Below are 17,042 nucleotides of genomic sequence, written 5' to 3' on the forward strand. Positions count from 1 at the left end.
GGATTCATAGGCCTGTTCGGGGATAAATCCCCTCCCACATGCTTACGGAAGCGGGCAAGCCTCGTAACGGGCTCAAACGCCGGAGTTATAGGCATTCCGTCACTTGGTGGCACAAGCGTACTATTCACGCCCTGCGCTACGGCTGACGCTGACGTCAGTGCGTTTACTTCTTTTTTCGCTCATGGGCCCGGATTTTTCCAGGGCCCATGAGCGCGCTGCTTATACATCACCCCGGCCATGTCCCGGGGTGATATTGAAAAAAATCACCCGAATAGAACCGAAATCGCTGTGAACCAGCGTTGTCCAGGCGACGTATCAGCGCTTAACCGTGATGAATGCCAGAGGCTTTGTGATGCAAAAACTACTGATCAATGGTCAGGAACATGAGCTGGATGTCGCTCCCGACATGCCACTGCTCTGGGTCCTGCGCGATGTCGTGGGTCTGACCGGCACCAAATATGGCTGCGGCATCGCCCAATGCGGCGTCTGCACGGTTCACCTGGATGGCCAGGCGGTGCGTTCTTGCGTGCTGCCGGTCAGCGCCGTTGCCGGACGCAAAGTCACGACGATTGAAGCCGTCGGCGAATTGCCGGTTGGCCAGGAAGTACAAAAAGCCTGGCTGGCGCATGAAGTTGTGCAATGTGGTTACTGCCAGCCCGGTCAGATCATGTCTGCCGTGGCACTTCTGCAGGCGCATCCGGATGCCAACGATGAACAGATCACCACGGCCATGGCCGGGAATCTGTGCCGTTGTGCGACCTATACGCGAATTCGCGCCGCCATCAAAAGCGTCAGCCAAGCCTGAAGGAAGTCACCATGTCAGAGGTAAAACGATCTGCCGCGACGGTCTCGCGTCGCGGGCTGCTCAAGGGTGGCGCGCTGTCTTTGGGCGGGCTGGTGATCAGCACCTGGTTGCCGCCGTTGGTCAATCGCAGCTTCGCTGCCGAAGCGGTCAGTGCTGCGCGGCTGGGTGATGCCGCGTCGCCGGGTTTTGGCGCGTTTGTGCGGGTAGCGCGCGACGGCCATGTCACCGTCATCTCGCCAAAAATCGAAATGGGCCAAGGCGTACAGACCGGCATCGCCATGATGGTCGCCGAAGAACTGGAAGTGCCGCTGACCCAGGTGAGCATTGAAGAAGCGCCGCCCAACGGCGACCTGTACACCGACAAAATCTTGCAGTTTCAGGCCACGGGCGGTTCTTCATCCACTCGCTATACCTGGGAACCGCTGCGTCGCGCTGGCGCCAGCGCTCGGGTGCTTCTGGTTCAGGCCGCCGCGATTCGCTGGAAGGTCGCGCCAAGCCAATGCCGCGCTGAAAACGGCCAGGTGCTGGGCCCGAATGGTCAGACCGCCGCTTATGGCGAACTGGTCGAAGCGGCTTCGGCATTGCCATTGCCAACCGATGTGCCGCTCAAGGCTATTGCTGATTTCAAACTGCTGGGCACGCCAGCCCAACGCCTGGATACGCCGAACAAGGTCAACGGTTCGGCGCAATTCACCATCGACCTGAAAATCCCCGACATGCTTATCGCGTCGACGCTGACCTGCCCGGTATTCGGCGGCAAGCTGCGCGGCGTGAAAAACGAAGACGCGGCGCGCAAGGTGCCGGGCGTCCGCGATGTGATTCGTCTGGACAACGCCGTTGCGGTGACCGCGACGAATTTCTGGTCGTGTCAGCAAGCGCTCAAGGCGCTGGAAATCGACTGGGACATGGGCCCGCACGCAGCGGTCGATTCCGCCCAGCTGGACAAAGCCTTGCTCGACGCCAGTTCCAAAGATGGCGTGTTCGCCAGGCAGACCGGTGATATCGGCGCTGCGTTGAAAAACGCGTCGAGTCATTTCGAAGCGGTGTATGAGCAGCCGTTCCTGTCGCACTCGCCGCTGGAACCGATGACCTGCGTCGCCCACGTTCGCCCGGACATGTGTGAACTCTGGGTTGGCTGTCAGGCGCCGACGTTTGCCCAGATGGGCGCGGCGAAAGTCTGCGGCATGCCTGTGGATAAAGTCGTTATCCACAACCAGTTGATCGGTGGCGGGTTCGGCCGTCGGCTGGAATCGGATTTTATCTTCCAGGCCGTGGACATCGCCCGTCAGCTCAGCTATCCGATCAAATTGATCTGGAGCCGCGAAGAGGACATGACTCACGACCGCTATCGTCCGCACTACGTCGATCGCCTGAACGCCGCGCTGGACAAGGATTTGCGTCCGGTGGGCTGGGAGCATCGCATTGCTGGCGCTTCGGTCATGGCTTCGTATATCGGCAAGCTGCCGGAAAGCGGCGTCGACGGCGATGCCGTGGAAGTGGCGATTGATCCGGTCTACAAACTGGCGAATCTGCAAGTGCGCTACATCCGTCAGGACCCGGACGTCATTCCGGTTTCCTGGTGGCGCGGCGTGGGTCCGTTGCGCAGCACTTATGCAGTGGAATGTTTCATCGACGAGCTGGCGCACAACGCCAAGGCCGATCCGGTGGACTACCGCTTGAGCCTGATGCAGGACCAGCCTCGCGCTCAGGCCGTGCTGAAAAAAGCCGCAGAACTGGCTGGCTGGAAAACCCCGCTGCCCGCCGGTCAAGGCCGTGGCGTTGCCGTAAGCGCGGTGTTCGGCAGCTTTGTCGCGACAGTGGTCGAGCTGGAAATGCAGGGCGACAAAGGCGTGCGCATCAAGCGGCTGATCACCGTCGTCGACTGCGGCTTCGTCAACAACCCGACTTCGGTGGCTTCACAGATGGAGGGTGGCACGCTGTTCGGGCTGTCCGCCGCGCTGTTCAACGAAATCCTCATCGAGAAAGGCCAGGTGGTGCAGACCAACTTCCACGCCTATCGACAGATTCGCATGAGCGACGCGCCTTCGGTGCAAGTGCATCTGATGCCAAGCAATGAAAGCCCGGGCGGTGTTGGCGAAACCGGTGCCGTGCCGGTTGCTGCGGCACTGGTCAACGCGCTGCACGCCGCTTCGAAAGTGCGCGAGCGCCGTCTTCCATTGAGCCGCTTCGGCTATTTCACTGTTTAAGGAGCGCTGTCATGAAAGTGTTTAACTATGCGCTCGCGCTGTTGGGTGCAGGCTTCGGGCTGATGGCTCAGGCTGCGCAATCACCGGCGGATCCGGCCCTGATCGGCAAGGGCGAATACCTGACCCGCGCCGCCGACTGCGTGGCTTGCCACGTGACACCGGGCGGCAAGCCGTTCGCGGGCGGCCTTGAATTCAAGCTGCCGTTCGGCACCTTGTATTCGCCGAACATTACCCCGGACAAAGCCACCGGGATCGGCAACTGGACCGACGACGAGTTCGTCAGCGCCCTGCAAAAAGGCGTCGGCAAAGACGGCAAACATTACTACCCGGCGTTCCCGTACACGTCCTACACCATGATGCCCCGCGAAGACATTCTGGCGATCAAGGCATATCTGTTCAGCCTTGAGCCAATCAGCCAGAAGCCGCCGGAAAACGACCTGTCGTTCCCGTTCAATCAGCGTTGGGGCATGTTCTTCTGGAACGCCGTGTTCGCGGACAACGAGCGCTTCGTGCCGGACAGCAAGCAGTCGGCAGAATGGAATCGCGGCGCGTATCTGGTGCAAGGGCCGGGACACTGCGGCGAGTGCCACACCCCGCGCAATATCTTCCAGGCGATGAGTTCCGGCAAATCCCTGGCGGGTGGCGAACTTGGCAACTGGCGGGCCTACAACATCAGCTCCGATGCCAAACACGGGATCGGTGCCTGGCCGCAAGAAGCGCTGGTCAGTTATCTGTCCCAGGGTTATGCGCCAGGTTACGGCGGCGCGGGTGGTCCGATGGCCGATGCCGTCGAACACAGCCTGCGTTTCCTGACTCCGGCGGATGTGAATGCGATTGCGGTTTACCTGAAGTCCACGCCAGCGCGCAGCGAAGGCATTGCACGGCCGACTGTTGCGATCAACGATCAGGCTGACAAAGGCCTGGGGCACAAGGTCTTCACCGACTCGTGCGTGGCCTGTCACCGCCTGGACGGCACTGGCAATCAGTCGCCCATCGCAACGCTGGTCGGTCTGAAAACCGTCAACGATCCCGCGGGCACCAACCTGATGGCGACGTTGCTGGAAGGTCACACCCAAGGCCCGCGCCGCGTCGACCAACGCATGCCCGACTTTGCGCGTGCCTACAACGACGTCGAACTCGCCGCCGTCAGCACCTTTGTCCTGCGCCGCTTCGGGCAGAGCAATGGCGAGGTCAAGGCAGAGGACGTAGCGAAAGGGCGGGCAAGTTCGTTGCATTGATGGCGAGCGATTGCAGGTAGAAGACTTCGCCGTGTTGTTGGCACGGCGCTGTCGTCCAGCAAACCAGAACTTGTGGGACCGGATTCATCCGGGAAGGCGGCATTTCTGACGACGAAATGCAGTGAATGAGCTGGCCTCTTCCCGGATAAATCCGGTCCCACGGGCTCCTCGGCGGTCAAATACTTCTGCAGTGCTTGATGAGGGTCAAGACGGTGTCTACGACCGCTCTTTTGCCACCCAACGCAAATACTCCAATCGCCAACACCTGAAACACTGCCGCCAACACAAACAGCCAGGTTCCCGATTGCGCTCCGTTGCTCATCGTGAACACTGCGCCGAACACCGCGGGCGCAAAGGCATAGCAGCCTTGCGCAATCGCCACGATCAAGGCCACGACCCGTTGGCTCTGCTGCCGGGCAAATTCCGCTTGGGCGATCAATGGTGGCAGCGACGTGGCATTGCCGATGCCTGCGCCAAATAACGCGACGCCCAGCCACACCCAAACCGAATGACTTTCTGCGCCCATCAGCACAATACCGCCGAGCAACTGCACCGCATAACTCAGGCAGGCGACGGCGCGGCGATTGGCATTGATCGGCATCAGCCAACCCACCAGTGTCCGCCCCACGATTGCACTGGCCGTCGCCACGCCCATGGCCAGGCCAGCCTGCTGCACGCCAAGTGTTGCCGCCAGCAGCAAGAATAGATGAGCGATCAATCCGATCTGGGCAAACAAACCCAGCGACATGCCGGCTGCCAGGGTCATGAACTGAAGGTTGCCCCACAGTCTGACGCTAGTCTGTGGCGTCGCGGTGATGGTCGCTGCGGGCGCGGTCATTGCCGAGCCGTCCGGGCATTGCCCCAGCTGCTCAGGCTTGTAGCGAAAGACCAACAGCGACAGGGCGCCGATCACCACGACCGCCAGCGCCCCGATCAGCAGCGCTGCGTTGCTGAATCCCGTCGCGGTAATCAGAAACACCCACACTGACGAAAACACCACACCGCCAATGCTGGCGCCGTTGTAGGCCATTGCCAGTGCAGCCGGTCGCTTGACGACAAACCAGGGCGCGATGATCGAATTGACCGCCGCCGCTCCCAGCGTCACCCAACCAAATCCGCTCAGCACTGCGGCCATGAACAGCTGATAAGGCTGGCTTGCAATCGACCAGCCATACACGCCGATACTCAGCAACAGGGTGCCCGATACCGTGATCCGTGCGACCCCCAAAAGCTGGTACAGCCGTGGCAGGTTCACGACCACCAGCGTACCCGCCAGAAAATGCACGGTGACCGCTGCCGCACACAGCTGCGCACTCCAGCCGGTGCGCTGGATGACCGCGTACATAAAAACCGGTGGGCCATAGAAACCGATACCCCAACCGAACATGGCCAATATGAAAGTAGCGGCCACGACCTTGCGGCCAAAAAAAGCGTTCTGAGTCATCATCGAATCCTTCCCTGTGGATTGCCGCCCAGTATGATTGGCGCAACACGGGACGCTTCGGGGTTGAACGAATCATGGATGCACACAGTGCGGATACCAGCCTGGCCAGTATCGCTGGCGCCATTGCCGACCCGGCGCGGGCGAAGATGCTGTGCAGTCTGCTCGACGGCCATGCGCGGACCGCCACCGAGCTGGCGGTTGTCGCCGACATTGGTGCTTCTACTGCCAGCAGTCATTTCAGCCGTCTTCGTGAGCAGGGCCTGGTTGAATTGATGGTTCAGGGGCGGCATCGCTATTACCGGCTGGCCAATGCCAAAGTGGCTGCCGCGCTGGAAGCGTTGCTGTTCCTGGCGGACATTCCGGCGCCTGCGTTCAAGCCTTCGACGCCCTCGGCGCTGCGTTACGCCCGCACCTGCTACGACCATTGCGCTGGCGAGCTGGCGGTCAAGCTGCACGATGCGTTGCTCGCCTCTAAGTGGATCGAAGCGCAGGGTCAGGATTATCGTTTGACCGAGAAGGGCGCGTCGTTGCTGGCAGAACTCGGGATTGATCCGCAAGCCTTGAGCCGTCAGCGCAGGCGCACCGCTTACCCGTGCATGGACTGGAGCGAGCGCTCACCTCATATCGGCGGGGCCCTTGGCGCGGTGTTGCTGGCATTGATGCTCAAGCGGGGTTGGCTCGTCCGGCATCTGGACTCACGGGCGCTACGTGTGACTGCCGGCGGGCTGGCCGGTTTGTCACGAAGCTTTGGTCTCGACAGCGGAAAATAAGGCACGCTGCGTGCCCCTTCCATTTCTCTGGATCGCGTCCGCCGTCGGAAAAACTGAAGAAACCTCAGGCACCGCCGACACGAATTGATGAGCATCTTGTCAATTCTGCTCCTGTACCTGACTGGAAAGATCTCTCCAGCCGGTTTCATCTGTTTTGCATTCAGAGACAACCCTCCCCTGATGAAGAGAAGTCTGTTCGGTAGCTTTTGGGCGTTGATGTCCGCGCCCCATGACAATCCCGGTTTGCTCCGGGCGCAGTACATTGCGCTGTCGCGACAGTTGCCGATGATGTATTTCATCCTGCTGATCAACAGCCTCGCACTTGCGGCTACCCATTTCGTCTCGGCACCCCGTTGGCTGGTGGTGTATTGCCCGGCGGTCATGACGGTTTTTTGCGTAACGAGGGCGACCTTGTGGTGGCGCTCGTGTCGGCGCACGCCTCCGCCGCCTGCGAAAATGCTCGCCATCCTCAAGCGCACCAATCGACTTTCGCTTCTGGTGGCGGCGGGGTTCACCCTGTGGTCGCTGGCGTTGTTCCCTTATGGCGATGTTTACAGTCAGGCCCATGTCGCGTTCTACATGGCGATTACGGTCATCGCCTGCATCTTTTGCATGATGCATCTGCTGCCAGCCGCGTTGACCACGGCGGCTGTCGTCAATATTGCTTTCGTGGTGTTTTTTGCCACCACGAACAACATCACGTTCATTGCCACCGCGATCAATGTGCTGCTGGTATCCATTGCCATGCTATCGATCCTCAAGGCCCAGTACGTCGACTTCACCCAGTTGGTGAACATGCAGGCGCGCACCGAGAAACTCAGCGACGAGAACCTCCGCCTCGCCAATCAGGACAGCCTGACCGGCCTGGCGAACCGTCGCCAGTTCTTCTCCAACCTAGACGCAACGCTGACCCAGGCCCGCGACCGAAACGTGCGGCTGGCGGTGGGGTTGATCGATCTGGACGGCTTCAAACCGGTCAACGATCTCTACGGCCACGGCGTCGGCGACAAATTGCTGTATCAGGTCGGCCAGCGTCTGACCGGGCTGCTTGACGAAGGCGTGCATCTGGCCAGACTGGGTGGCGATGAGTTTGCCCTGATCATCACTGACGCCCAGAGCGACCAGCAGTTGCGGGTTTTTGGCGATAACCTGTGCGCCAGGATGCGCGAGCCTTTTCTGCTGGTGGACATCCCGATCCAGATCAGTGCGTCATTGGGCATCGCGACCTTCCCGGACCTGGCCTCCAGCGCCACCGAAGTCTATGAATACGCGGATTACGCGCTGTATCAAAGCAAGCGACAGCGGCCCGGGACCCTGAGTGTGTTCAGCGCCGAGCACCGCCGGCAACTCAGTCGCGAAGGCGTCACCGAGCAGACGCTGCGCCGGGCGGATTTGTACGAAGAGTTTCATGTGGTGTTCCAGCCTATCATCGACATCCGTACTCAGCTCACTGTCGCCTTTGAAGCGCTGGGGCGCTGGACGAGTCCGGAGCTGGGTAACGTTGCGCCTTGCGAATTCATTCCCGTCGCCGAGCGGATCGGCTTGATCAACAAGCTGACGATTCCGCTCTTGAAGCATGCGCTGAGCGCCGCAGTCACCTGGCCGCGAGGCATTCGTCTGTCTTTCAATCTTTCCGCCCACGACTGCGGCTCGCCGGAAGCCGTGCAGCAGATTGCCCAAGTGATCATGGAAAGCGGATTCGACCCGGCGTGTCTGGATCTGGAAATCACCGAAACCGCAGTCATTCAGGATCTGGCGCAAACCCAGCGCGCCATCGGCCTGCTGCGTGGTCTGGGTTGCGGCATTTCTCTCGATGATTTTGGCACCGGCTATTCAAGTCTCAGCCAGATTCACGCGCTTGCGTTGACCAAACTCAAGGTCGACCGCAGCTTTGTCACCGGCATTCACCTCAACCCGGCCAGCTTCAAAATCGTCAAATCCCTGCTCGCGCTGAGCCATGACATGCAGCTGCAATGCATTGTCGAAGGCGTTGAAACCGAAGACGAACTGGCCGCGCTCAGGCGTCTGGGTTGTGTCTGGGCGCAAGGCTATCTGTTCTCACGACCCATCTCTGCGGACGAAACCCAAGCGTGGCTGGCGCAGGAAAGCGCCGCTGCGGCGACCGGTCAAACCGGCTGAGCGGATTCTTCTGTCATCGTCTTACTGCTGGATTTTTTCCAGAAGCATGGCCTTCACCTGTGGCCACTCATCATCAATGATGCTGAAGCGTACGGAGTTGCGTTTACGGCCATCGGGCATGATCCGCTCGTGACGAACAATGCCTTCCTGTATGGCGCCGATGCGCAGAATCGCTGCCCTGGATTTTTCGTTGAGTTCATCAGTGGTGAACTGCACGCGCACCGCCTGCATGACCTCGAAGGCATGTTCCAGCAGCAGATACTTCGCCTCAGTGTTGATGCCCGAACGCTGGGCCGAAGTACTCAGCCAGGTGTGGCCAATTTCCATCTTGCGGTTGCCCCGGTCGATCTTCCAGAAACGCGTACTGCCCACCACGTGCCCAGTATCACGACGCACGATCACAAACGGCATGACCGTCCCGGCGGCGCGACCCTGCAAGGCAATCGCGATGTACCTGTCGACAGTCTCCGGCCCCGGAATGACCGTCACCTTCATGTTCCATAACTCGCCATCGGCCGCCGCGTGCAACAACGCTGGTGCGTGTGCCGCCTGGAGCGGGAGCAGTTCGATGGACTTGCCCGTCAGTGCGGGTTGGCTGAAGCCGGTAAGGTTGTCGGTCATGATCAATCAGGCTGATGAGTGAGAGGGTTTTACTATCACGATGTCTTCTGAGTCCGCAAATCGTAACGCCTGCGACTCGCCGAGCAGCAGCGGCCGATTCAACTCCGTCACCTCCCTGATGTAATCCCACAACAGAGTAATCCGCTTGAGCTTGCGCAGGTCTTCGCGGCAGTACATCCAGAAATGCCGGGTGATGTTCACTTCTTCTTCCAGCACCGGGACCAGACGCGAATCCTGTGCGGCGAGAAAACACGGCAGGATCGCCAGCGACCGGCCTTGCAGCGCGGCCTGGTATTGGGCGATGACGCTGGTGCTGCGCAGTTGCGCCTGGGCGCCGGGCAGCAGGTTGCTGAGGTAGAGCAATTCCGAGCTGAACGCCAGATCGTCGACGTAGCTGATGAAGGTGTGTGCGGCGAGGTCTGTGGTGCTGTGCAGCGGCGGATGGTTGTCGAGATAGGCCTGAGTCGCGTACAGCCGCAGGTTGTAATCGCAGAGTTTGCAGCACACATACGGCCCGTGTTCCGGGCGCTCCAGGGCGATGACGATATCGGCTTCGCGTTTTGACAGGCTGATGAAGTGCGGCAGCGGCAGGATGTCGACCGAGATGTCCGGGTAGTTGTCGAGAAAGTGGCTCAGCTGCGGCGTGACGAAAAAACTGCCGAAGCCTTCGGTGCAACCCATGCGGATATGCCCGGACAACGCCACGCTGGAGCCTGAAACCTGCTCGCAGGCCATGTGCAACGTGCTTTCGATGGACTCGGCATAACCCAGCAAACGCTGACCTTCGGCGGTCAGCACAAAGCCGTTGTTGCGCGATTGCTCGAACAGCAACGTGCCGAGCGAGCCCTCCAGGGAACTGATGCGTCGCGACACAGTGGTGTAATCCACCGCCAGGCGTTTGGCTGCAATGCTGGCCTTGCGCGTGCGGGCGACTTCGAGGAAAAACTTCAAGTCATCCCAGTTGAGAAGGCCCAGGGAGGTGATGTTTTTTTGCATGTTGATCCTGCTTTTATGTGCGTTCTTATTAGAAGTTTGCACATCTATACTCCAATGCACGGTCCGAACCAACCTTGCTATAGCAACAACAATCCCAGGCAACACCCCACGCCATAAAACCCTGCACAACAATAATAAGCGGAGGAGTTTATGAAGGACGCAATGACAGCGGACGCTGGCGCACTTGGTGCCCGCCCTGCGAAGAACGCCAAATCCTATCGGCTTGCCGGCATGGCAAGCATGGCCGGCACGACCATCGAGTGGTACGACTTTTTTCTCTATGGCACAGCGGCCGCGCTGATCTTCAACAAAATCTTCTTTCCCGCCCTGGACCCGATAACCGGCGTACTGGCTGCGTTCGCCACCTATGCGGTGGGCTTTCTCGGCCGACCGTTGGGCGGGGTGATATTTGGTCATTTCGGCGACCGGATCGGCCGCAAATCGATGCTGCTCGTGACCCTGATGATGATGGGGATTCCGACCATCATCATTGGCCTGATCCCCACCTACGAACAGATCGGCTATTGGGCTGCGTTGATTCTGGTGCTCATGCGTTTCCTGCAAGGCATGGCGGTGGGCGGCGAGTGGGGCGGTGCGGTGTTGATGGCTGTGGAACATGCGCCGGAGGGCAAGAAAGGCTTCTACGGCAGCCTGCCACAAACCGGCGTTGGCGCGGGACTGGTGCTGGCGACGCTGGCGATGGGACTGGTGGCCAAGCTGCCTGAGGCCGACATGCTCAGTTGGGGCTGGCGCCTGCCGTTTATTGCCAGCATCGTCTTGCTCGGCATCGGTTGGCTGATCCGTCTGAAAGTCCCGGAATCCCCGGATTTCGAAAAACTCAAGCAGGACAAGATTGCCGTCAAGGTGCCGCTGTTCAAAGTGCTGCGTGAACATCCACGGGAAACCCTGACGATCATTGGCGCACGCACGGCGGAAAACGCCTGGTTCTATATGTCGGTGACATTCGCGCTCGCTTACGCCGCCAACCAGCTGCAAATCCCGCGTGCCGATGTGCTCAACGCGATTACCGCCGGCGCGGCGCTGTCGCTGTTCACCATGCCATTTTGCGGATACCTGTCGGACAAGGTCGGGCAGCGGCGCTTGTACTTCGCGGGTCTGTTGCTGCTCTGCGCGTTCGTCTATCCGTTCTTCGCCATGCTCGGCACCCGCGAGCCGATGCTGGTCTGGTGGGCGATGGTACTCGCCGTCGGGGTGGTTTTCCCGATCCTCTACGCGCCGGAATCACTGCTGTTCGCCCGGCAGTTTCCCGCCGAAATTCGCTACAGCGGCATCTCGGTTTCGGTGCAACTTGCTGGTGTATTGGGCGGTGGTTTCGCGCCGATGATCGCCACCAAATTACTCACCTACGCCGATGGTAGCCCGCGCTACGTGATCGTGTACCTGATCGGCATGGGCCTTGTGGCGCTGGTGTGTACCGCGTTGATGAAGCGCGACCCGCCTCGGCATCGTGCTTCCTGATCTTTAATGAATAACGGATGGTCAGCGGTCAACCCGGGCCGCTCGGAGGAGATTTCAATGAACGTTTCACTGCAAAAAAACAACACCACGGTGGCACGCGTAAAACTGCTGATCGACGGCGAATGGGTCGAATCGCAAAGCAGCGAATGGCACGACATCATCAACCCGGCGACCCAGCAAGTACTGGCCCAGGTGCCGTTTGCCACCGATGCTGAAGTCGATGCCGCTGTAGCCGCAGCGCAAAAAGCCTTCAAGACCTGGCGTCTGACGCCCGTCGGCGCGCGGATGCGCATCATGCTCAAGCTTCAGGCGTTGATTCGCGAACACTCGCCGCGCATCGCTGCGGTGCTCAGTGCCGAGCAGGGCAAAACCGTTGCCGATGCCGAAGGCGATATCTTTCGCGGCCTGGAAGTGGTCGAGCACGCCTGTTCCATTGGCACGCTGCAAATGGGTGAGTTTTCCGAGAATGTGGCCGGTGGCGTCGACACCTACACCTTGCGCCAACCCATCGGCGTCTGCGCCGGGATCACGCCGTTCAACTTCCCGGCGATGATTCCGCTGTGGATGTTTCCCATGGCAATCGCCTGCGGCAATACCTTCGTGCTCAAGCCTTCCGAGCAGGACCCGATGTCGACCATGCTGCTCGTGGAACTGGCCGTCGAAGCGGGCATCCCGCCGGGCGTGCTCAACGTGGTGCATGGCGGTAAATCCGTGGTGGACGCCATTTGCACCCATCCGGACATCAAAGCCGTTTCGTTCGTAGGTTCCACCGCTGTCGGCACTCACGTCTACAAGCTGGCGGGAGAACACGGCAAGCGCGTGCAAGCGATGATGGGCGCGAAGAATCACGCAGTGGTGTTGCCCGATGCCAATCGCGTGCAAGCCCTGAATGCCTTGGTCGGTGCCGGTTTTGGCGCAGCCGGGCAGCGCTGCATGGCGACCTCAGTGGTGGTGCTGGTGGGTGCGGCAAAACAGTGGTTGCCGGAGCTGAAAGCCCTGGCGCAAAAGCTCAAGGTCAACGCGGGCAGCGAAGCGGGCACCGATGTCGGGCCGGTGATTTCCAGGCGCGCCAGACAGCGCATTCTCGACCTGATCGAAAGCGGCGTGCGCGAAGGCGCGAAGCTGGAACTCGACGGTCGCGACATCAAGGTGCCGGGCTTCGAGGATGGCAACTTTGTCGGCCCGACCCTGTTCTCCGGCGTGACCACCGACATGCAGATCTACACTCAGGAAATTTTCGGCCCGGTGCTGGTGGTGCTGGAAGTCGACACGCTTGATCAGGCCATCGAACTGGTCAACGCCAACCCTTACGGCAATGGCACCGGCCTGTTCACCCAGAGCGGCGCGGCGGCGCGCAAATTCCAGAGTGAAATCGACGTCGGCCAGGTGGGCATCAACATCCCGATTCCAGTGCCGGTGCCGTTTTTCAGCTTCACCGGCTCGCGCGGCTCCAAGCTCGGCGACCTCGGTCCGTACGGCAAACAGGTGGTGCAGTTCTACACTCAGACCAAGACCGTCACCAGCCGCTGGTTTGACGACGACAGTGTCAATGATGGGGTGAATACGACCATCAGTTTGCGTTGACCGTTGGAGCGAGGCTGGCCCGCGAAGAACGATAACGCGGTGTTCCTGCGTCACCGAGGCGACCGATTCGCGGGCAAGCCTCGCTCCAACAGGACTTTGTTACTTCATCAAGGAGAACAACAATGAAAATCGCTTTCATCGGCTTGGGCAATATGGGCGCGCCGATGGCCCGCAATCTGCTCAAGGCCGGACATCATCTGCACCTGTTCGATCTGAACACCGCCGTGCTGAACGAACTCGCCACCTTGGGCGGGCGTATCAGTGAATCGCCCAAACACGCGGCGCAAGGCGCGGAGCTGGTGATCACCATGCTGCCCGCTGCGGCGCACGTGCGCAGCGTCTATCTGCAGGACGACGGCGTGCTGGCGGGGATTGGTGCGGGTGTTCCGGCCGTCGATTGCAGCACCATCGATCCGCAGACCATCCGCGACGTGGCCGCCATCGCCGCCAAACAGGGCGTGACCCTGGGCGACGCGCCGGTTTCCGGTGGCACCGGCGGCGCTCAGGCCGGCACGCTGACGTTCATGGTGGGCGCCAGTGCCGAGCATTTCGAAGTGCTGAAACCGGTGCTGGCGAAAATGGGCAAGAACATCGTGCATTGCGGCGACATCGGCACCGGGCAAATCGCCAAGATCTGCAACAACCTGCTGCTGGGCATTTCCATGATCGGCGTTTCCGAAGCCATGGCGCTGGGCAACGCGCTGGGCATCGACACCGGGATTCTGGCCAACATCATCAACAGCTCGACCGGTCGCTGCTGGAGCTCCGAGGTCTATAACCCATGGCCCGGCATCGTCGAAACAGCACCGGCTGCACGGGGTTATACCGGCGGCTTCGGCGCGGAGTTGATGCTCAAGGACCTCGCTCTGGCAACCGAGGCCGCGCGCACTGCACACCAACCGGTCATCCTCGGCGCTGTGGCGCAGCAGTTGTATCAAGCCATGAGCCTGCGCGGCGACGGCGGCAAGGATTTCTCGGCGATAGTTGAGGGGTATCGCAAGAAGGACTAGCCGAAGGGATCAGGCTGAAATTTTCGGTTACCGCGTTAAATTGACTGGACCCGAATGGGTCGACATCCTCCCCGCCTACACAAGGCGATACAGGGAGGCGGCATTGCGCAAGGACGATCCAGAAGACCCATTCGAACGTTATATGAGAAACCGGCGACTTCCCAACGGAGGTGCTTCGTGGGCTGCGTGGAACACACCCAAAAAGCCCGAACCGGTTTACATCCAGGAAGACAAATGGCCCGCGCCAAAACCCCGCACTGATCTGGTTTTCGCCAAGTCCTGCGCGCCGGGTAACTGGTGTTCCACCGATGCCGGGACCAGCGTCGAACCGGCCTCGAACTTCGGCAAGGTGATGCTGGCGGGTGCGATGCTCCTGCCGGATGCCAGCTCTGCGGTTGCACTCGCTCTCGGCGCTGACCTGGGTCTTGGCTACATGGCCGGCAGCGGGATCATGCAGCAGTGATACAGCTGGGCAGTACGCGGCATGGGCGGGCCAGCCAGCATTCTCATCCTCGGCATGCTGCCGGAGAAAATGGGCGACGGCACGCTCTACACCGACGACCAATTGCGCGCAATGACTCGTGCGCCAACGCGGGTGCGCTTCCAGTTTCGCCAGGATCCCGACGGTGTTTAGCAGGTTTACGGCATCCACACCACACCGTCCGGCGACGACTCGGTTCGCACGGTGCAGGCCACGTGGAACTCCGACCGCACGGCGATGGAAGCCAAGCTCAACGGCATCACGATCATCTGGACGCCCAGAGACGGACGCCTCGGACCCATGCCGCCGCTGATCTATCCTGACAACAGCGGCGCACACCTGAACAACATCCTCGTCCACCCGATCCCGGAAAACACCGACAGCCAGATCGAAGGCTTCCCCGGCGAGGACATCACCGTTGAAGATTGTATTGTGGTGTTTCCAGCGGGGCTTGGCTGGAAATCGATGTATGTGGTGTTTGCGCGGCCGTTTAATGGGGATATCGAGTATCACAAGCCGCCGCTAGAGTTGCCTGCTTTTCCAGATACTATCCCTGTCAAATCGAAAAGTAGCGTTCAAGGTGGCGGCGGTAAGCGAAGCCGATGGAAGGATCGGAAAGGCCGACTGTATGAATGGGACAGCAAAACAGGCGCTATCGAGCTCTATGACAAGCAAGGTAGACATCTGAGCGAGTTTAATCACGAGACAGGCGAGCAGATAGATCCGCCAAAACCTGGCCGGACCACACCAAAATAGAGGAAGACATCCATGTTTTTATGGACCACTGGTTTTTTACCAGGAGATGATGAGGATGACTCACTGAAGTATGACCTCATCGTAAAGCCTGAGCATGAACTCGCTGTGCTAGGGATCTTGGGCTGGAAAAGTCTAGAAGAAAGCCCAGATGGGGAATGGTTGCTCACCAGCGAGCAAGTTGAACAGATAGCCATGGCGGTCAACGAGCAGCTACCTATCGGGCTGGACCTTTTCATTGGAGTAAGGGCTTAGTCAGGTACATCGCTTATGACATTTCTTTCTATTAGCGGTTTTTATCCCGACCCCAATCCGGATAACTCATTGCAGTACAAAAATGCTGTCCCAGAAGAGTTGGAGACGGAGGTACTTTCCGCCATGGGATGGGACTCGTTGGCGGATGTACCTGTCGGTGAAAACGATCTAACCAGTGAGCAAGCGGTCGCGGTCTTGAGAGTGCTCGGTGAGCCGGTCAGGTCTGACTTGATGTATAGCGTCGGGCTTTGCAGGTAGGTCGTCAGTGAAGGAAGGTCTGGTACGTGAAATACATTATTGAAGGCTTCAACAAAGAATCCGAGCTCTTGATCTTTGAGGTGATTCTGCCCGACGGCAGTGATTCGCAACTCGCGCAAATCATGGGCTGGTCGGTATCTCAGCGTGGCGATGAAGGATATGACTTAACCGCCAGCCAAGCGGCGGCTATTGAGGTATTGGCTAGCAAACGTTTTTACGATAGCAATTATGTTTTCCAGCTCACCTGCAACGTAGAAAGCGCTACAAAGTGACTCAGGAGCATGGCTCATGCCATTTTTAGTAATCAGCGGTTTTTATCCTGAGCCGATTCCCGATAACGCACTGCATTACCAGAGAGTTGTGCCGCAGGAATTAGAGATAAAAGTACTCAACGCAATAGGATGGGGCTCGCTGTCGGATGTACCGCCAGGCGTGACTGATCTCACACGAGATCAAGCTATGGGGGTAATGGCAGCACTTGCCGACCCGATCCAAGTCTGACCTGATGTATAGCATCAGCCTTTTCAGATAGGTCGCCATCAAAGTGAGCTGGTCACAGTCCAGCGGGCTGTGATTTGTCTCGATAACCCGCATTCAACGAATAGAAAAGCGTTTTTATGTACCTATGTATTCACGGCTTTTTGTCGGACAACGATGAAGATGACTCTCTTAAATTTGAGCTGGATATCGACCGATCATTCAACGAGCAAATCGTGCAGTTCCTGGGTCATCGAAGTCTTAATGCGATGGCGGAATGCGAGTGGCTACTCACCAGCGAGCAGGTAGCGCATCTATCAAGCATCATCGGACAACCATTGGCTACTGGTTTGAAGCTGTTTATCGGGGTTGAAGCGTCAGCCGTATAGGGCGGATGTACTGGCCTCTTCGCGGGCAAGCCTCGCTTGTATGTTTAGACTTGAAGGGGTGGGTGGGACTAAAAGCCTAGCTTCTGACTCATACCAGTACAGACCGTTGGAGACTTCGTCCCACCCCTTCACCAAA

19 protein-coding genes are annotated in these 17,042 nt (G+C 59.3%); 16 read left to right on the forward strand and 3 right to left on the reverse strand.

Annotated elements, in window-relative coordinates; all coding sequences use genetic code 11:
- Positions 1-352: 352 nt before the first annotated feature.
- From ACP7E4_RS28375 to ACP7E4_RS28385, 3 genes are read left to right on the forward strand one after another with little or no spacing between them, the layout of a single operon-like run.
- Entirely contained in the window at positions 353-805 is a 453-nt protein-coding gene (locus ACP7E4_RS28375) for a (2Fe-2S)-binding protein (RefSeq protein ID WP_426119323.1), read from the forward strand.
- 11 nt (positions 806-816) lie between these two features.
- Entirely contained in the window at positions 817-3,012 is a 2,196-nt protein-coding gene (locus ACP7E4_RS28380; protein WP_426119325.1) for a molybdopterin cofactor-binding domain-containing protein, read from the forward strand.
- 11 nt (positions 3,013-3,023) lie between these two features.
- Entirely contained in the window at positions 3,024-4,250 is a 1,227-nt protein-coding gene (locus ACP7E4_RS28385) for a c-type cytochrome (RefSeq protein ID WP_426119327.1), read from the forward strand.
- Positions 4,251-4,425: 175 nt separating this feature from the next.
- On the opposite strand, the gene ACP7E4_RS28390 is transcribed toward ACP7E4_RS28385, so the two are convergent.
- The gene (locus tag ACP7E4_RS28390) at positions 4,426-5,694 is read right to left on the reverse strand and encodes an MFS transporter (protein WP_426119329.1); all 1,269 of its coding nucleotides are present in this window, start codon (positions 5,692-5,694) and stop codon (positions 4,426-4,428) included.
- Positions 5,695-5,768: 74 nt separating this feature from the next.
- On the opposite strand from ACP7E4_RS28390, the gene ACP7E4_RS28395 reads away from it, so the two are divergent.
- Positions 5,769-6,464 carry an ArsR/SmtB family transcription factor gene (locus tag ACP7E4_RS28395; RefSeq protein WP_426119331.1) on the forward strand — a complete coding sequence of 232 codons (696 nt, stop codon included), beginning with the start codon at positions 5,769-5,771 and terminating at the stop codon, positions 6,462-6,464.
- Between the two features lie 180 nt (positions 6,465-6,644).
- On the forward strand, positions 6,645-8,603 hold the full coding sequence (locus tag ACP7E4_RS28400; RefSeq protein ID WP_426119333.1) for a putative bifunctional diguanylate cyclase/phosphodiesterase: 1,959 nt from the start codon (positions 6,645-6,647) through the stop codon (positions 8,601-8,603).
- A gap of 21 nt (positions 8,604-8,624) precedes the next feature.
- On the opposite strand, the gene ACP7E4_RS28405 is transcribed toward ACP7E4_RS28400, so the two are convergent.
- Both ACP7E4_RS28405 and ACP7E4_RS28410 read right to left on the reverse strand, forming a co-directional pair.
- Positions 8,625-9,224: a GNAT family N-acetyltransferase gene (locus tag ACP7E4_RS28405; RefSeq protein WP_426119335.1), complete on the reverse strand. Its 600-nt coding sequence runs from the start codon at positions 9,222-9,224 to the stop codon at positions 8,625-8,627.
- Positions 9,225-9,230: 6 nt separating this feature from the next.
- Positions 9,231-10,220 (reverse strand): LysR family transcriptional regulator, encoded by a 990-nt coding sequence (locus tag ACP7E4_RS28410; RefSeq protein WP_426119337.1) that lies wholly within the window; start codon positions 10,218-10,220, stop codon positions 9,231-9,233.
- Between the two features lie 150 nt (positions 10,221-10,370).
- Here ACP7E4_RS28410 and ACP7E4_RS28415 point away from each other — a divergent pair, with 150 nt between their 5' ends.
- The 11 genes from ACP7E4_RS28415 to ACP7E4_RS28465 all read left to right on the forward strand — a co-directional run bounded on the left by ACP7E4_RS28415 (position 10,371) and on the right by ACP7E4_RS28465 (position 16,906).
- Positions 10,371-11,699, forward strand: a complete 1,329-nt coding sequence (locus ACP7E4_RS28415; protein ID WP_331149275.1) for an MFS transporter — start codon at positions 10,371-10,373, stop codon at positions 11,697-11,699.
- Positions 11,700-11,756: 57 nt separating this feature from the next.
- Positions 11,757-13,283 (forward strand): CoA-acylating methylmalonate-semialdehyde dehydrogenase, encoded by a 1,527-nt coding sequence (locus ACP7E4_RS28420; RefSeq protein ID WP_426119339.1) that lies wholly within the window; start codon positions 11,757-11,759, stop codon positions 13,281-13,283.
- 122 nt (positions 13,284-13,405) lie between these two features.
- Positions 13,406-14,293, forward strand: coding sequence for a 3-hydroxyisobutyrate dehydrogenase (gene mmsB / locus ACP7E4_RS28425; RefSeq protein WP_426119340.1), 888 nt, complete (start codon positions 13,406-13,408; stop codon positions 14,291-14,293).
- A gap of 103 nt (positions 14,294-14,396) precedes the next feature.
- Positions 14,397-14,756: a hypothetical protein gene (locus ACP7E4_RS28430; protein WP_426119341.1), complete on the forward strand. Its 360-nt coding sequence runs from the start codon at positions 14,397-14,399 to the stop codon at positions 14,754-14,756.
- A gap of 21 nt (positions 14,757-14,777) precedes the next feature.
- Entirely contained in the window at positions 14,778-14,927 is a 150-nt protein-coding gene (locus tag ACP7E4_RS28435; protein WP_426119343.1) for a hypothetical protein, read from the forward strand.
- Between the two features lie 12 nt (positions 14,928-14,939).
- On the forward strand, positions 14,940-15,530 hold the full coding sequence (locus ACP7E4_RS28440; RefSeq protein WP_426119352.1) for a colicin E3/pyocin S6 family cytotoxin: 591 nt from the start codon (positions 14,940-14,942) through the stop codon (positions 15,528-15,530).
- Between the two features lie 12 nt (positions 15,531-15,542).
- Entirely contained in the window at positions 15,543-15,782 is a 240-nt protein-coding gene (locus tag ACP7E4_RS28445) for a pyocin S6 family toxin immunity protein (RefSeq protein WP_426119345.1), read from the forward strand.
- A gap of 15 nt (positions 15,783-15,797) precedes the next feature.
- Positions 15,798-16,040, forward strand: coding sequence for a pyocin S6 family toxin immunity protein (locus ACP7E4_RS28450; RefSeq protein WP_426119346.1), 243 nt, complete (start codon positions 15,798-15,800; stop codon positions 16,038-16,040).
- A 26-nt stretch (positions 16,041-16,066) separates the two neighbouring features.
- Positions 16,067-16,312, forward strand: a complete 246-nt coding sequence (locus ACP7E4_RS28455; protein WP_426119348.1) for a DUF7683 domain-containing protein — start codon at positions 16,067-16,069, stop codon at positions 16,310-16,312.
- A gap of 16 nt (positions 16,313-16,328) precedes the next feature.
- Complete coding sequence (locus ACP7E4_RS28460) at positions 16,329-16,541, forward strand: pyocin S6 family toxin immunity protein (protein ID WP_426119349.1); 213 nt, start codon at positions 16,329-16,331, stop codon at positions 16,539-16,541.
- Between the two features lie 116 nt (positions 16,542-16,657).
- The gene (locus tag ACP7E4_RS28465) at positions 16,658-16,906 is read left to right on the forward strand and encodes a pyocin S6 family toxin immunity protein (RefSeq protein WP_426119350.1); all 249 of its coding nucleotides are present in this window, start codon (positions 16,658-16,660) and stop codon (positions 16,904-16,906) included.
- The last annotated feature ends 136 nt before the right edge of the window (positions 16,907-17,042 follow it).

It is taken from the genome of Pseudomonas sp. DSP3-2-3, assembly GCF_049898225.1.
GTDB lineage: Bacteria > Pseudomonadota > Gammaproteobacteria > Pseudomonadales > Pseudomonadaceae > Aquipseudomonas.

Coding starts and splice junctions, on each gene's coding strand:
- ACP7E4_RS28385 (WP_426119327.1), top strand. CDS start 3,024: ATGAAAGTGTTTAACTATGCGCTCGCGCTGTTGGGTGCAGGCTTCGGG.
- ACP7E4_RS28395 (WP_426119331.1), top strand. CDS start 5,769: ATGGATGCACACAGTGCGGATACCAGCCTGGCCAGTATCGCTGGCGCC.
- ACP7E4_RS28435 (WP_426119343.1), top strand. CDS start 14,778: ATGGGCGGGCCAGCCAGCATTCTCATCCTCGGCATGCTGCCGGAGAAA.
- ACP7E4_RS28375 (WP_426119323.1), top strand. CDS start 353: ATGCAAAAACTACTGATCAATGGTCAGGAACATGAGCTGGATGTCGCT.
- ACP7E4_RS28465 (WP_426119350.1), top strand. CDS start 16,658: ATGTACCTATGTATTCACGGCTTTTTGTCGGACAACGATGAAGATGAC.
- ACP7E4_RS28450 (WP_426119346.1), top strand. CDS start 15,798: ATGACATTTCTTTCTATTAGCGGTTTTTATCCCGACCCCAATCCGGAT.
- ACP7E4_RS28445 (WP_426119345.1), top strand. CDS start 15,543: ATGTTTTTATGGACCACTGGTTTTTTACCAGGAGATGATGAGGATGAC.
- ACP7E4_RS28410 (WP_426119337.1), bottom strand. CDS start 10,220: ATGCAAAAAAACATCACCTCCCTGGGCCTTCTCAACTGGGATGACTTG.
- ACP7E4_RS28415 (WP_331149275.1), top strand. CDS start 10,371: ATGAAGGACGCAATGACAGCGGACGCTGGCGCACTTGGTGCCCGCCCT.
- ACP7E4_RS28380 (WP_426119325.1), top strand. CDS start 817: ATGTCAGAGGTAAAACGATCTGCCGCGACGGTCTCGCGTCGCGGGCTG.
- ACP7E4_RS28405 (WP_426119335.1), bottom strand. CDS start 9,224: ATGACCGACAACCTTACCGGCTTCAGCCAACCCGCACTGACGGGCAAG.
- ACP7E4_RS28400 (WP_426119333.1), top strand. CDS start 6,645: ATGAAGAGAAGTCTGTTCGGTAGCTTTTGGGCGTTGATGTCCGCGCCC.
- ACP7E4_RS28420 (WP_426119339.1), top strand. CDS start 11,757: ATGAACGTTTCACTGCAAAAAAACAACACCACGGTGGCACGCGTAAAA.
- mmsB (WP_426119340.1), top strand. CDS start 13,406: ATGAAAATCGCTTTCATCGGCTTGGGCAATATGGGCGCGCCGATGGCC.
- ACP7E4_RS28390 (WP_426119329.1), bottom strand. CDS start 5,694: ATGACTCAGAACGCTTTTTTTGGCCGCAAGGTCGTGGCCGCTACTTTC.
- ACP7E4_RS28460 (WP_426119349.1), top strand. CDS start 16,329: ATGCCATTTTTAGTAATCAGCGGTTTTTATCCTGAGCCGATTCCCGAT.